Source organism: Sanguibacter inulinus (genome assembly GCF_013415325.1).
GTDB lineage: Bacteria > Actinomycetota > Actinomycetes > Actinomycetales > Cellulomonadaceae > Sanguibacter > Sanguibacter inulinus.
In genome coordinates, this window is the sequence record NZ_JACBYE010000019.1 from 40,009 (window position 1) to 53,432 (window position 13,424).

Genomic DNA, 13,424 nt, shown 5'->3' on the forward strand with positions numbered 1-13,424 from the left:
GGTGAGCGGTCGCTGCCGACCCCCCGCCCCGACCCCAACCCATGTATCTTGATATCAAGACAAGTTCGCCCAGAGCCACGCCAAGGAGCTGCCCGACGATGAGCAAGATCATCTACACGTACACCGACGAGGCCCCGATGCTGGCCACGCACTCGTTCCTCCCCGTCGTGAGCGCCTTCGCCGGCACCGCCGGTGTCGAGCTCGAGACGCGCGACATCTCGCTCGCAGGCCGCATCATCGCGGCCTTCCCGGAGCGCCTCACCGCAGAGCAGCGGATCGGCGACGCCCTCGCCGAGCTCGGCGCCCTCGCGACGACGCCCGAGGCCAACATCATCAAGCTGCCCAACGTCTCGGCATCGCTGCCGCAGCTCAAGGCGGCCATCGCAGAGCTCCAGGCCCAGGGCTACGACCTGCCCGACCACCCGGACGACCCCCAGACCGACGCCGACAAGGACGTCCGCGCGCGCTACGACAAGATCAAGGGCTCCGCCGTGAACCCTGTGCTCCGCGAGGGCAACTCGGACCGTCGCGCGCCGCTCTCCGTCAAGGAGTACGTGCGCAAGAACCCGCACCGCATGGGCGCCTGGACCCCCGAGTCCAAGACGAACGTCGCGACCATGGGCCACGACGACTTCTTCTCGAACGAGAAGTCTGTCGTCCTGGGCGCCGACGACGTCCTGCGCATCGAGCACGTCGACGCCGCCGGTGACGTCACCGTCCTGCACCCGGGCGTGAAGGTCCTCGCCGGAGAGGTCGTCGACGCGTCCTTCCTCGACGTCGCCGAGCTCCACGCCTTCCTGGCCGACGCGATCGCCCGCGCCAAGGCCGAGGATGTCCTGTTCTCGGTGCACCTCAAGGCGACGATGATGAAGGTCTCCGACCCGATCATCTTCGGCCACGTCGTCCGCGCGTTCTTCCCGGCCGTCTTCGAGCAGTACGGCGCCGACCTCGAGGCCGCTGGCCTCAGCCCGAACAACGGCCTCGGTGGCATCCTCGACGGCCTCGCCGCCCTGCCGAACGGCGACGAGATCCGCGCAGCCTTCGACAAGGGCCTGGCCGACGGCCCGCGCCTCGCCATGGTGAACTCCGACAAGGGCATCACCAACCTGCACGTGCCGAGCGACGTCATCGTCGATGCGTCCATGCCTGCCATGATCCGCACCTCGGGCCACATGTGGGGCCCGGACGGCAGCGAGCAGGACACCATCGCGGTGATCCCCGACTCGAGCTACGCCGGCATCTACCAGGCTGTCATCGACGACTGCCGCGCCAACGGAGCCTACGACCCGACGACCATGGGCACCGTCCCGAACGTCGGGCTCATGGCGCAGAAGGCCGAGGAGTACGGCTCGCACGACAAGACCTTCGAGATCCCCGAGGCCGGTACGGTCCGCGTGGTCAACCAGGCGGGCGAGGCTCTGCTCGAGCACGAGGTGCGTGCCGGTGACATCTGGCGCGCCTGCCAGACCAAGGACGTGGCCATCCGTGACTGGGTCAAGCTGGCCGTCAACCGCGCCCGCGCGACCGGGACGCTGACGATCTTCTGGCTCGACGAGAAGCGCGCCCACGACGCGAACCTCATCAAGAAGGTCGAGGCGTACCTGCCCGAGCACGACACCACCGGGCTCGACATCCGCGTGCTCGCACCCGCCGAGGCCACCACGCTCTCGGTCGAGCGCATCCGCCGCGGTGAGGACACCATCTCGGTGACTGGCAACGTGCTGCGCGACTACAACACGGACCTCTTCCCGATCCTCGAGCTCGGCACGAGCGCCAAGATGCTCTCGATCGTGCCGCTGCTCAACGGTGGTGGGCTCTTCGAGACCGGTGCCGGGGGCTCCGCCCCGAAGCACGTCCAGCAGCTCGTCGAGGAGAACTACCTGCGCTGGGACAGCCTCGGCGAGTTCCTCGCGCTCGCGGCCAGCCTCGAGCACTTCGCCGACGCGAACAGCAACGAGAAGGCCCGCGTCCTCGGTGCGACGCTCGACCGTGCCACCGGCACGTTCCTGCTCGAGAACAAGTCGCCGGGCCGCAAGCTCGGGACGATCGACAACCGTGGCTCGCACTTCTTCCTCGCGCTGTTCTGGGCCGAAGAGCTCGCGCAGCAGACCGACGACGCAGACCTCGCCGCAGCCTTCGGGCCGCTCGCGGCGTCGCTGCGCGCCGACGAGCAGACGATCGTCGACGAGCTCATCGCCGTCCAGGGCTCGCCGGCCGACATCGGCGGGTACTACAAGGTGGACGCTGCCAAGACAGACGCCGTGATGCGTCCGTCGGTCACCTTCACGAAGGCTCTCGCCTCGCTCTGACGCGGCTGATGCACCCGTGACGGGCCCGGGCTGGGCGAGCTCTTGACGAGCTCGCCCAGACCGGGCCCTGTGCGTTCGAGAGCTGTTCGGTCTGGGTGCGGCGGCGGGCGGTCAGCCACGACCCGGCCGTGCTCTGCGGTGACCGGCAGGCGTCGGTGGCGCGTGAGACGCTCGGAGCATGATCTCCGCTCTCCTCCTCTCAGCAGGCCTCGGCGCAGTCCCCGGATTCTTCGAGGCGAACGGCCGGCCCGCGTCGGGCGCGCCCCGCGTCGGCTTCGTCGCCGCGGCGACGAGCATCTACCCCTCGGCCCCGTGGGTCGACGCAGACCGCCAGGCCCTCACGGGCTTCGGGCTCGACCTCGTCGAGGTCGACCTGACGGTCCTCGACTGCGACGCTCTCGCCGCAGCGGTCACGGGCCTCGACGCGATCTACCTGGCAGGTGGCAACACCTTCGTGCTGCTGCACCACCTGCGCCGGTCAGGGCTGGACGAGATCCTCCCGCAGCTGCTCCACGACGGGATGCTGTACCTCGGTGCGAGCGCCGGTGCCGCGGTCGCTGGCTCGGATGTCGAGCCGCTAGGGCTCATGGACGACCCCGCGGAGGCCCCGCAGCTCGACTCCACGCGTGGGCTCGGCCTCGTCGACGCGGTCCTCCTGCCGCACGCCGATGGTCAGCTGCCGCCATACCCGTCGAGTCTCGTCGACAAGATCGTCTCCACCTATGGCCAGCGGTTCCCGATCCAGCGGATCCACGACGACCAGGCGCTGCTCGTCGTCGACGGCGTCGCGACGATCGTCCCGTCGCCGCTCGGCTGATCGGCGCTGGGCTGATCGGTGCTTGGCTGGTCGCCGCTGTGCTGGTGGCCCTCGCCCGTACGACAGCCAGGTGCGGGCTCGGGACGCAGACGACCGAGAAGGCGGGATGCGGGCTCGGCAAGCAGCGCTGTCACCTGCGGTGACCTGAGGGGCGCGGTGTGGTCACGCGCTGCGTCCCCAGCGTCGGCGGGTGTCTCACCGGCACGAGGTGTGGCACCCGCCGAACCCCGGAGGGCTGCCTGACTCTCGTCAGGCTCGACGCTATTCACAGGGGAATGGCACGCTGCGTCTCCGCGGCGTTGATATAGGTATAGCAGTGCCCTGAGGGGCGCGCATCCTGAACGGGGCCTGGGAGTCGTCTCACCCGCACGATCCGCAAGATACCAACAGAAACTGGCTGTGTGACGGTCGTCATCGTCGTTCACCGGGCGAACCTGGGAGAACCCTGGAACACTGGTTCACGGTTCAACCGAACACATTCTTTCTGGAGGTTGTCATGGGCATTCTTGGTTACATCGTCGTCGGTCTCATCTGCGGAGCAATTGCCAAGGCGCTGCTCAAGGACCGCGCTGTCGGCGGCTGGCTCGCCACGCTGATCCTCGGCATCGTCGGCGCCATCGTCGGTGGATGGCTCGGCAGCATCTTCCTCGACGTCGAGCTCGGTGGGTTCTTCGAGATCCGCACCTGGCTCCTCGCGATCCTCGGCTCGGTCGTCGTGCTCTTCATCTACACCTCGATCACGGGCAAGCGCACGCGCCGCTGACATCCAGCACAGCGTCACCCGCACCACCCAGGAGGGCCCCGCCGGACGGTGGGGCCCTCCTGTGCGTCCGGAGAGAACCGGCACCCCGGGCAGTCGCAGCGTCTGCACGCGGACGTGGGCAGGGAGCACAGTGCCGCGTGATTTGATGGATGGATGCAGACAGCAGCCGACTACGTCGCAGACCTCGCCGCCTTCATCGCGGCCAGCCCGTCCTCGTACCACGCCGCCGCCGAGGCGGCCCGCCGCCTGGACGAGGCCGGGTTCGTCCGTCTCGAGGAGACCGACGCCTGGTCCGCAGCCGAGCAGCGTGCCTACGTGGTCCGCGACGGCGCGATCATCGCGTGGGTCGCACCGGAGCAGGCCGGCCCCACGACGCCCTTCCGGATCCTCGGTGCCCACACGGACTCCCCGGGCTTCAAGCTCAAGCCGAAGCCGACCACCGGCTCGCACGGCTGGTTGCAGGCCGGGGTCGAGGTCTACGGCGGCCCCCTGCTCAACTCCTGGCTGGACCGTGAGCTCGAGCTCGCCGGTCGGCTCGTCACCGCGGACGGTCGTGAGGTCCTCGTGCGGACCGGGCCGTTCCTGCGGATCCCGCAGCTCGCGATCCACCTCGACCGCGACGCGAACAACGGTCTGACCCTCGACCGCCAGCGGCACACGCAGCCGGTCTACGGCATCGGCGACAGGTCGCAGGCCGACCTCCTCGGTCACCTCGCAGGCCTGGCCGGCCTGAGCGGCGACGAGGTCGTCGGCTACGACATCCTCACGGCCGACACCGCCGCCCCCGCGCGCTTCGGGCTCGACGAAGCCCTCTTCGCCGCGGGGCGCATGGACAACCTCACGTCGGTCTTCGCAGGTCTGCACGCCCTGCTCGGCGCAGCCCACGAGCCCAGCGCAGACCACGTCAGCGTGCTCGCGGCCTTCGACCACGAAGAGCTCGGCTCGGAGACCCGCTCGGGTGCGTCCGGACCGTTCCTCGACGACATCCTCACCCGCGTCGGAGCGACGCGCGGGGCGACCACGTCGCAGCGGCTCCAGGCCTACGCCGCGTCGTGGTGCCTCTCGGCAGACGCGGGCCACTCGGTCCACCCGAACTTCCCGGAGAAGCACGACCCGGCGAACCAGCCCGTCGCCGGGCGCGGTCCGCTGCTGAAGATCAACGCCAACCAGCGGTACGCGACCGACGCACACGGCGCCGCGCTCTGGGCTCGCAGCTGCGCGGCGGCCGGTGTGCCGTACCAGGAGTTCGTCTCCAACAACACGGTGCCCTGCGGCTCGACCATCGGACCCCTCACGGCCACCAGGCTGGGCATCCGCACGGTCGACGTCGGCGTCCCGCTCTTGTCGATGCACTCGGCCCGCGAGCTCGCGCACGTCGACGACCTGCACGGCCTCGCCGCTGCGGTCGGTGCCTTCTTCGCCGGCTGAGACCCGGGCCGGGGGAGCGACCCGGACACACGGCGGACGACTGACGTCAGCCGCACACACGACCCTGCCGGAGGGCAGGACCACGAGGAGCCGCACGGTGAGCACGATCGTCTCGATCCAGAGCCAGGTGGTGGCCGGCCACGTCGGCAACGCCGCAGCCGTGCCGCAGATGCAGGACGCCGGCTTCACGGTCCTCGCGGTGCCGACGGTCCTGTTCTCCAACCACCCGGGCCACGGGCGCTTCCGTGGTCGGGTCACCGACCCGACCCTCGTCGCGGACCTGCTGCTCGGCCTCGAGGAGCACGGGGTGCTCGACGACACCGTGTGCGTGGTGGGCGGATATCTCGGCTCTCGCGAGACCGGTGAGGCCGTCGCGGCCTTCGTCGACAGGGCGCTCGTCGCCGGCCCTGGGATCGTCTACGTCTGCGACCCCGTCATGGGGGACACCGGGTCCGGGGTCTTCGTCGCTCCGGGGGTGGTCGACGTCCTGCGCGACGAGCTGGCCCGCCGGGCGCACGTCCTCACCCCGAACCAGTTCGAGCTCGGGCTGCTCGTCTCCGGGCCGGCTGTCGCGGCACCGGGGGAGGGGACCGTCGACGACCTCGCCGCCGCCGCCCGGACCCTGATCGGGCCGGCGCAGCACGGCGTGGTGGTCACGGGGTGCTACCTCGTCGACACCGAGCCCGGCGTCATCGAGACCGTGGTGGTCGAGCGCGAGAGCGTGACTCGGGTGCCCTCGATCAAGGAGTCCGACGCCCCCAACGGCACAGGTGACCTCTTCAACGGTGCGCTGACCGCCGCGCTCGCCTCGGGTGCGACGCTGCTCGACGCTGCGCGCGAGGCCGCAGACGCCGTCTCGCGCGCGCTGCGCTGGACGGCCGAGCAGGGATCGCGGCACCTGCTGCTGCCGCCGACCGGGTGGGAGCCTGCCGCGCGCTGAGACCGGACCCTGTGGACGACAGGTCGTCGAGACCTCACCCGTCCTAGGCTGTCGTGCATGGCTCTCGTGACGTGCGACTTCTTCTCCGACGTGCTCGGTCTGAGCACCACCATGACGGTGGTGCTGCCGCAGCGCACCCACTCCCAGATCGGGATGGAGGGCACCGAGCGCGCAGGCGCGACGCCGACCCTCTACCTGCTGCACGGACTGAGCGACGACGCGACCACCTGGGCCCGCCGCACGTCGATCGAGCGGTACGCGACAGAGCTGGGCATCGCCGTGGTCATGCCGCAGGTTGCCAAGAGCTTCTACTCTGACGAGGTCTACGGCGACCCGTACTGGACCTTCCTCACCGAAGAGCTGCCCGGCCTCGCGCGGTCCTTCTTCCACCTCTCCGACCGCCGCGAGGACACCTTCGTCGCCGGCCTGTCGATGGGCGGCTACGGCGCGTTCCAGTGGGCGCTGCGCAAGCCGGAGCAGATCGCCGCAGCCGCCAGCCTGTCTGGCGCCCTCGACGTCGCGTCCCTCCACGAGGCCGTCCTCGAGCGGGGCGAGGGCTTCGAGGTGCTCCGCAAGGTCTACGGCGACACCTCCGTGCGGGGCACCGACTCCGACCTGCTGCACCTGCTGAGCACCGTCGACCCCGCGACCCTGCCCGCGCTCTACCAGATGTGCGGGACCGAGGACTTCCTGCTCCAGTCGAACCTCGACTTCCGCGACACCGCCGCGAGGCACGGCGTCCCGGTCACCGTCGACCTGCGCCCTGGCGACCACAGCTGGGGCCTGTGGGACACGACCGTCCAGGACGTCCTCGCGTGGTTGCCGCTGCGCTAGATAGTCGCACTGGGCGTACAATAGTGTCACCTACGACACGGAGGTGAGACATGCAGACCCAGCGTCCGATGTCGACCGTCACGCCCACGCTCGACGGCGATGTGCTCGTGGCTCTCGCCTCAGCGCCCGACGTCACCTTCACCACCGGGCAGATCGAGCGACTCCTGAGGCTCGGCGAGAGCTCCAAGGGATCGCTGACCGGGATCCGCAAGGTGCTCAACAGGCTGACCACCGAAGGAGTCGTCGAGCGTCAGCAGGTCGGCGGCACCATGGCGTACACGTTCAACTCTGAGCACCTCGCTGCATCGCCGATCCGCGAGCTCGCCAGACTGCGGGCGACCCTTCTCGAGCGCCTCGAGGAGACCACGACGGCGTGGGCTGTCCCACCCGTCTTCGGTGCGCTCTTCGGATCCGCGGCGCGAGGCCGCATGGGCACCGAGAGTGATATCGACCTTCTCCTCGTGCGCCCTGTCGAGGCAGACGAGGAGATGTGGGACCAGCAGGTCCTGTCGTTGACCGCTCAGGTGCGACGCTGGACCGGCAACGATGCAGACGTGCTGGTCCTGGACGAGAGCGAGGTCGTCGCGAACCCGGTCGACCCGGTGCTCGTAGAGGTCGCAGTCTCGGGGCTGCCCTTCGCAGGGCGGGCGACCTGGCTTCGTGGGCTGCAGGCCCGGCACGGGCGACGATGACGCCGCGCGAGACCGAGGCATCGCGAACGGAGATCGACGGTCGTTCGTCGAAGGCCGAGCAGTTCCAGCTGGCAGCGCAGATGGTCCGAGACCTCGACGAAGGCGACGGTGCGCTCGACGACGCAGTCGTGACCTTGTGCGTGCACGCTGGTATCGCGGCGGCAGACGTGCTCCTCGTGCGGACGACCGGGCGGTACTCCAAGGGCGCGAGCCACGCCGACGCTGCTGTCGCGCTCGCCAAGGTCGCGAGAGAACCGTCGAGAGCGCTGTCGACCCTGCTCCGGATGAAGACCAGAGCCGGCTACTCGGCGCAGCCCGTGCAACGCGCCCAGGTGGTCGCGGCCGAGCGGGCCATGGACCTGCTGATCAGGGCCATGCGCGCATGACCTCGACTGTCTCCCATCGGCCCTGACCTGGCTGCCCACAGATCACCCGCGAGGTGGTCATCGTCACATCTCCGGTCCCGTACAGTCGTCGCCATGGATCGCAGCCTCCCCCTCGACGCGCACCGCGGTGCCGCTGACGACGTGTCCCGTGACGCCGCCGAGGCGTACGGTGCCCAGGACTACCCGACGGCCGAGCGCGGCTGGACGCTCGCCCGCGACTACTTCGTCGCGAACGGCCACTCCCTCGAGGCGGCTGCCGCCGCCGTGGGCCTCGGAGACGTCTTCTGGGACACCGGACGAGGCGCCGAGGCGAGCGTCGCGTACGCCGAGGCGCTCGCGGTCTACAGGGCTGCCGGGCTGACCCGCCAGGTCGCCGGGTGCCTCATGAACCTCGGGCTCGCCCACGGTGCAGCCGAGCGCCTGGCCGAGGCTGAGACCGCCTACGTCGAGGCCCGCGAGACCTACTCGACCCTCGGTCTCGAGCGTGAGACCGCCAGCGCGAACCTCAGCCTCGGCGGGATCCTCGCGGCTGCGGGACGGTTCGACGACGCAGCCACCGCGTACACCGCGGCCCTCGCGTTCTACGAGAAGCACCAGCTCCGCTCACGCGTCGCCGACTGCGCGGCCGGGCTGGCGCTCGTGCTCCGCGAGACCGGTCACCTGGCCGAGGCCGACACGAGCTACACCGCCGCCCTGGACATCTACACCGAGCTGGACCTGGCGCGTCAGCGGGCTGACGCACTCGCGGGCCGCGGAGCGACCCGGCACGCCGCCGAGCGCCTCGACGACGCCGAGGCCGACTACACGGCAGCCCGCGCCACCTACAACGACCTCGGGCTCCACCGCCCGGCTGGCGCGTGCCTCGTCGCCCTCGCTGAGATCTACACGGCCGCAGGGCGTACCGACCAGGCCGACGCCGCCTACGAGCTGGCCCGGGGCGAGTACTCCGGCAGCACCGGGCCGCGGTGACCTGGTGATCCGCGAGCACGTCGCACGGGTCTACTGGTCGCTGAGCCGCTGGACGCTCAAGACCGAGCCGATCGACCGGGACGGGGCGGGCATCCTCGTCGGCGCACCGCACACGTCCAACTGGGACTTCATCCACATGCTGGCCATCACGGCCCGCGCGGGTGTGCCTGTGCGCTACCTCGGCAAGCACACGCTGTTCAAGCCGCCCTTCGGATGGCTGATGCGCGCCCTCGGCGGGATCCCCGTGGACCGCCGCGCTCCGGCAGGGCTCGTCGACGAGCTCGTCTCTCGTGTCGCCGCAGGGGAGAAGTTCTACCTCGTCGTGACGCCCGAGGGCACACGCAGCAAGGGCGAGTACTGGAAGTCAGGCTTCCTGCGGATCGCCCGCGAGGCAGGGCTGCCCGTCACGCTGGGCTACGTCGACCGGACGACCATGACCGCCGGCCTCGGGCCGACCTTCACCCCGAGCGGCGACGTCCGCGCAGACATGGAGCTCGTCCGGGCCTTCTACGCCGACAAGGCCGGTCACACGCCCTCGCGCCGGACAGAGCCGCGACTGCGCGAAGAAGACCAGCCCACCCAGGACTGAGCGCCTCAGCCCGCGATCGCGTCGCGGTGGTCCTCGGCGACGAGGCGCCTGAGCGACGCGAGCAGGTCGTCTGCGGTGAGCAGACCGACGGTCTCGCTGCCGTCGGTGACGAGCACGCCGCCGGTCTCGGAGACGGCGAGCTCGGCGAAGGCCTCGTCGAGGGACGTGCCGAGCGGGATCGACGCGAGCGTCGCCCCGGGGTGCACGTGCTCGAGCGGGCGCAGGTCGTCGCGCGAGACGTGCCCGAGGCCGAGCATGCGCATCGACCGACCGGCACCGATGAAGTTCTCGACGAAGTCGTTGGCGGGCTGGGACAGCAGGCGCAGGGGCGTGTCGATCTGCTCGATCACGCCGCCCTTGCTGAAGACCGCCACGCGGTCGCCGAGCTGGACGGCCTCGTCGATGTCGTGGGTGACGAGCATGACCGTCGTCCCGAGCTCGGACTGGATGCGGCGGAACTCGCTCTGCAGACGTCGGCGGCCCTCGGGGTCGACGGCACCGAAGGGCTCGTCCATGAGCAGGACGGGTGGGTCGACCGCGAGGGCGCGGGCCACACCCACGCGCTGGCGCTCGCCGCCGGAGAGCTCGTGCGGGAAGCGCTTGGAGTAGGTCTCGGGCGCGAGCCCGACGAGGGCGAGCAGCTCCTCGACACGCGCCTTCGTGCGCTTGCGGTCCCAGCCGACGAGACCCGGGACCGTGGCGACGTTCTGCGCGACGGTGCGGTGCGGGAACAGCCCGACGTGCTGGATCACGTAGCCGACACGGCGACGGAGCGCGACGGCGTCGGTGCTCATGATGTCCTCGCCGTCGAGGGTGATCCGGCCACCCGTCGGCTCGACGAGGCGGTTGACCATGCGCAGGGTCGTCGACTTGCCGCAGCCCGACGGACCCACGAGGACCAGCAGCTCGCCCTTGCGGACCTCGAGGTCGAGGTCGGTGACCGCGACGGTCTGGTTGCGGAACTCCTTGCGGACGTCCTCGAATCGGATGAGGACGTCGCCTGGCGCGACGCTCGACGCGCCGCCGCTCTTCGGGTCGGTGCCGTGGTGGGACGTCCGCGCGCTGCTCATGGCCACGACGCTACCGGGAAGTCCCGACAGCGGCGCGGGCTGGAGCGCTGGGGCGACAGAGGTCACCCTCGTTGCCCGCGCCGGTGTCGGCGCCACCCGGTACCGTCGGGCAGATGACTCCCGAGCAGCCGGCAAACCCGTGGCTGTCCTGGCAGTACGTGCAGGACAACTCGGACGAGATCCTCCGGTATCTCGGTGAGCACGTCACGCTCACGCTCCAGGCGATCGCCATCGCTCTCGTCGTCGCGATCCCGCTCGCCGCGCTCGCGCACGCGTGGCCCCGCCTCGCCGGGCCGCTCGTCGCGACGACAGGCGTGCTCTACACGATCCCCTCCCTCGCTCTCTTCGCCGTCGTCTACCCCTTCATCCGGGACCGCCGGACGACTGTGCTGCTGGGGCTGGTCCTCTACGCGCTGCTGCTGCTCGTGCGCAACACCCTCGTCGGTCTGCGCGGCGTCGACCCTGCGGTGACCGATGCGGCCCGCGGCGTGGGCTACGGGCGGTGGCGCATGCTCTTCACGGTCGAGCTCCCCAACGCGCTCCCCGCGGTGATCACCGGTCTGCGTCTGGCGTCGGTGAGCACGGTCGCCCTCGTGACCGTCGGTGTCGTCATCGGCTACGGCGGGCTCGGGCAGCTCATGTTCCGCGGCTTCACGAGCGGCTACCACGCGCAGATCATGACGGCGACACTGCTCTGTCTCGCCCTCGGCCTGACGATCGACCTCGTGCTCTACCTGGTCGGCCGGCTCGTCACACCCTGGTCACGAGCGGCGGTGAGCGCACGATGAACGAGATCGAGGCCGCGATCGCGTGGCTCAACGACCCCCTCAACTGGTCGGGGAAGGGCGGCATCCTCGCCCTGACCGGCGAGCACCTCGTCATGACGCTGCAGGCCGTCCTCCTCGCCTCGGTCGTCGCGCTGCCCCTCGGTGTCGTCCTCGGGCACAGCCGCCGCGCGGCGAGGCTCGGCACGTCGACGGTGGTCCTCACCAACGTCACGCGCGCCCTGCCGACCTTCGCGCTGCTGACCATCTTCGCGTCGACAGGTGTCGGCTTCGGCAACACCCCGACCGTCTACGCGGCGGCGATCTTCGCGCTGCCGGTGATCCTCGCGAACACCTACGAGGGGGTGCGCAGCGTCGACGCCGACATCCGCGACGCGGCCACGGGCATCGGCATGTCCGGCCCGCGGGTGCTGCTGCACGTCGAGCTCCCGCTCGCCCTGCCGCTCATCACCTCAGGGCTGCGGACAGCCGTCGTGCAGGTGATCGCGACCATCCCGCTGGCCGCCCTGGTGGGTGGCGGAGGCCTCGGCATCATCATCACGCAGGGCTTCGGCACCCAGCGCTACGGCCAGGTGCTGGCCGGCGGCGTGATCGTCGCGCTGCTCTGCCTGGTGGTCGAGGGGCTGCTCGCCCTCGGGCAGCGACTCCTCACCCCCGCACCGGTCCGAGCCCTGCAAGGGTCCTGACCGGCCCACAGACCGTTATCAGAGCGATACCGAATCCGCGCCCCGCCCGGTTGCCCTGCACCTGGCGTCGCGGTCCACTAGACCTTCGACCTCTCTACCCTGGAGACACCATGCGCGCTCGTCGCACGACCATGACCACGACCGCGGCAGCGCTGGGGCTCGTCCTCGTCCTCGCTGCCTGCGGTGACCCTGGCTCCTCGAGCGGCTCGGGCACCTCGTCGGCCTCGACGCCGACAGCCGCCTCGAACCTCGAGGTCTGCGACCCCGTCCCCGGCGACACCTTCGTCGGGCTCGAGGACGACAAGACCCTCCAGAACCCCGACAACATCATCCCGGCCGTCAACGCGGCCGCAGCCGGTGAGAACGCCGACATCGTCGCGACCCTCGACACGGTCTCGGCCGTCCTGGACACCCCGGCGCTCGTCGACCTCAACAAGGCCGTCGACGTCGACCGTCAGACCTCCCAGCAGGCCGCTGCGGACTTCATCGCGGCCAACGACCTCGGCTCGCCCGAGTCTGTCGGTGACGGCGCAGAGGTGATCGTCGGTGCACCGAACTTCTCCGAGGGCCAGACCCTCGCGAACCTCTACGTCGAGGTGCTCAAGGCCGCGGGCTACGACGCCAAGACGCAGGACGTCGGCAACCGTGAGCTCTACCTGACGGACCTCGAGTCCGGTGCGATCACCGTGATCCCCGAGTACGTGAGCACCCTGACCGAGTTCCTCAACGCCAAGGTCAACGGCGAGAACCCCGAGCCCGTCGCCACGACGGACCTCGACGCGACCGTCGAGGGTCTGACGACCCTCGGTGAAGAGGTCGGGCTGGTCTTCGGCATGCCGGCCGACGCCCAGGACCAGAACGCCTTCGCGGTGACCGCGGCCTTCGCCGAGGAGTACGGCATCACGACGCTGACCGACCTCGCGACCACCTGCGGCGACGTCGTCCTCGGCGGACCGCCGGAGTGCCCCGAGCGTGCGTTCTGCCAGCTCGGTCTCGAGGAGACCTACGGCCTCGAGGTCGGCGAGTTCGTCTCGCTCGACGCCGGTGGCAACCTCACCAAGGACGCCCTTCGCCAGGGCAACATCACTGTCGGCCTGATCCTGTCGAGCGACCCGTCGCTCGCGACCAGCTGACGGCTCGAGTCACCACCGAGGGC

Annotated in this window: 14 protein-coding genes; 13 read left to right on the forward strand and 1 reads right to left on the reverse strand. The window is 70.3% G+C overall.

The features are described 5' to 3' along the window. Nucleotides 1-98 precede the first annotated feature (98 nt). The 10 genes from HZZ10_RS09450 to HZZ10_RS09495 all read left to right on the forward strand — a co-directional run bounded on the left by HZZ10_RS09450 (nucleotide 99) and on the right by HZZ10_RS09495 (nucleotide 9,727). A complete protein-coding gene (locus tag HZZ10_RS09450) occupies nucleotides 99-2,309 on the forward strand; it encodes an NADP-dependent isocitrate dehydrogenase (RefSeq protein ID WP_179913310.1) in 2,211 nt (736 codons plus the stop codon). A 178-nt stretch (nucleotides 2,310-2,487) separates the two neighbouring features. Next, nucleotides 2,488-3,126, forward strand: coding sequence for a Type 1 glutamine amidotransferase-like domain-containing protein (locus HZZ10_RS09455; RefSeq protein ID WP_218928625.1), 639 nt, complete (start codon nucleotides 2,488-2,490; stop codon nucleotides 3,124-3,126). Nucleotides 3,127-3,622: 496 nt separating this feature from the next. After that, the gene (locus tag HZZ10_RS09460; protein ID WP_179913311.1) at nucleotides 3,623-3,889 is read left to right on the forward strand and encodes a GlsB/YeaQ/YmgE family stress response membrane protein; all 267 of its coding nucleotides are present in this window, start codon (nucleotides 3,623-3,625) and stop codon (nucleotides 3,887-3,889) included. Nucleotides 3,890-4,042: 153 nt separating this feature from the next. Next, complete coding sequence (locus HZZ10_RS09465; protein ID WP_179913312.1) at nucleotides 4,043-5,317, forward strand: M18 family aminopeptidase; 1,275 nt, start codon at nucleotides 4,043-4,045, stop codon at nucleotides 5,315-5,317. A 97-nt stretch (nucleotides 5,318-5,414) separates the two neighbouring features. Further along, entirely contained in the window at nucleotides 5,415-6,257 is an 843-nt protein-coding gene (pdxY, locus tag HZZ10_RS09470) for a pyridoxal kinase (protein WP_179913313.1), read from the forward strand. Between the two features lie 57 nt (nucleotides 6,258-6,314). Then, the gene (locus tag HZZ10_RS09475) at nucleotides 6,315-7,091 is read left to right on the forward strand and encodes an alpha/beta hydrolase (protein ID WP_179913314.1); all 777 of its coding nucleotides are present in this window, start codon (nucleotides 6,315-6,317) and stop codon (nucleotides 7,089-7,091) included. A 50-nt stretch (nucleotides 7,092-7,141) separates the two neighbouring features. Then, complete coding sequence (locus tag HZZ10_RS09480; protein WP_179913315.1) at nucleotides 7,142-7,783, forward strand: nucleotidyltransferase domain-containing protein; 642 nt, start codon at nucleotides 7,142-7,144, stop codon at nucleotides 7,781-7,783. Beyond that, nucleotides 7,780-8,169 (forward strand): hypothetical protein, encoded by a 390-nt coding sequence (locus HZZ10_RS09485; RefSeq protein ID WP_179913316.1) that lies wholly within the window; start codon nucleotides 7,780-7,782, stop codon nucleotides 8,167-8,169. Before HZZ10_RS09480 ends, HZZ10_RS09485 begins: the two co-directional genes overlap by 4 nt. A 93-nt stretch (nucleotides 8,170-8,262) precedes the next feature. Beyond that, nucleotides 8,263-9,138: a tetratricopeptide repeat protein gene (locus tag HZZ10_RS09490; RefSeq protein WP_179913317.1), complete on the forward strand. Its 876-nt coding sequence runs from the start codon at nucleotides 8,263-8,265 to the stop codon at nucleotides 9,136-9,138. A 4-nt stretch (nucleotides 9,139-9,142) separates the two neighbouring features. Next, complete coding sequence (locus HZZ10_RS09495; protein ID WP_056134470.1) at nucleotides 9,143-9,727, forward strand: 1-acyl-sn-glycerol-3-phosphate acyltransferase; 585 nt, start codon at nucleotides 9,143-9,145, stop codon at nucleotides 9,725-9,727. Nucleotides 9,728-9,732: 5 nt separating this feature from the next. On the opposite strand, the gene HZZ10_RS09500 is transcribed toward HZZ10_RS09495, so the two are convergent. Continuing rightward, the gene (locus HZZ10_RS09500; protein WP_179913318.1) at nucleotides 9,733-10,797 is read right to left on the reverse strand and encodes an ABC transporter ATP-binding protein; all 1,065 of its coding nucleotides are present in this window, start codon (nucleotides 10,795-10,797) and stop codon (nucleotides 9,733-9,735) included. A 113-nt stretch (nucleotides 10,798-10,910) separates the two neighbouring features. Here HZZ10_RS09500 and HZZ10_RS09505 point away from each other — a divergent pair, with 113 nt between their 5' ends. The 3 genes from HZZ10_RS09505 (at nucleotide 10,911) to HZZ10_RS09515 (ending at nucleotide 13,401) form a co-directional block, all read left to right on the forward strand. Continuing rightward, nucleotides 10,911-11,585, forward strand: a complete 675-nt coding sequence (locus tag HZZ10_RS09505; RefSeq protein ID WP_179913319.1) for an ABC transporter permease — start codon at nucleotides 10,911-10,913, stop codon at nucleotides 11,583-11,585. Further along, nucleotides 11,582-12,268 (forward strand): ABC transporter permease, encoded by a 687-nt coding sequence (locus HZZ10_RS09510; protein ID WP_056134467.1) that lies wholly within the window; start codon nucleotides 11,582-11,584, stop codon nucleotides 12,266-12,268. The genes HZZ10_RS09505 and HZZ10_RS09510 overlap by 4 nt, the downstream gene beginning before the upstream one ends. Nucleotides 12,269-12,378: 110 nt before the next feature. Beyond that, nucleotides 12,379-13,401, forward strand: coding sequence for a glycine betaine ABC transporter substrate-binding protein (locus HZZ10_RS09515; RefSeq protein WP_228087335.1), 1,023 nt, complete (start codon nucleotides 12,379-12,381; stop codon nucleotides 13,399-13,401). The last annotated feature ends 23 nt before the right edge of the window (nucleotides 13,402-13,424 follow it).

Excerpts from the sequence above, each read along its gene's own strand:
- HZZ10_RS09450 (WP_179913310.1), top strand. The coding sequence starts at position 99 with ATGAGCAAGATCATCTACACGTACACCGACGAGGCCCCGATGCTGGCC.
- HZZ10_RS09455 (WP_218928625.1), top strand. The coding sequence starts at position 2,488 with ATGATCTCCGCTCTCCTCCTCTCAGCAGGCCTCGGCGCAGTCCCCGGA.
- HZZ10_RS09460 (WP_179913311.1), top strand. The coding sequence starts at position 3,623 with ATGGGCATTCTTGGTTACATCGTCGTCGGTCTCATCTGCGGAGCAATT.
- HZZ10_RS09465 (WP_179913312.1), top strand. The coding sequence starts at position 4,043 with ATGCAGACAGCAGCCGACTACGTCGCAGACCTCGCCGCCTTCATCGCG.
- HZZ10_RS09475 (WP_179913314.1), top strand. The coding sequence starts at position 6,315 with ATGGCTCTCGTGACGTGCGACTTCTTCTCCGACGTGCTCGGTCTGAGC.
- HZZ10_RS09480 (WP_179913315.1), top strand. The coding sequence starts at position 7,142 with ATGCAGACCCAGCGTCCGATGTCGACCGTCACGCCCACGCTCGACGGC.
- HZZ10_RS09485 (WP_179913316.1), top strand. The coding sequence starts at position 7,780 with ATGACGCCGCGCGAGACCGAGGCATCGCGAACGGAGATCGACGGTCGT.
- HZZ10_RS09490 (WP_179913317.1), top strand. The coding sequence starts at position 8,263 with ATGGATCGCAGCCTCCCCCTCGACGCGCACCGCGGTGCCGCTGACGAC.
- HZZ10_RS09500 (WP_179913318.1), bottom strand. The coding sequence starts at position 10,797 with ATGAGCAGCGCGCGGACGTCCCACCACGGCACCGACCCGAAGAGCGGC.
- HZZ10_RS09505 (WP_179913319.1), top strand. The coding sequence starts at position 10,911 with ATGACTCCCGAGCAGCCGGCAAACCCGTGGCTGTCCTGGCAGTACGTG.
- HZZ10_RS09510 (WP_056134467.1), top strand. The coding sequence starts at position 11,582 with ATGAACGAGATCGAGGCCGCGATCGCGTGGCTCAACGACCCCCTCAAC.
- HZZ10_RS09515 (WP_228087335.1), top strand. The coding sequence starts at position 12,379 with ATGCGCGCTCGTCGCACGACCATGACCACGACCGCGGCAGCGCTGGGG.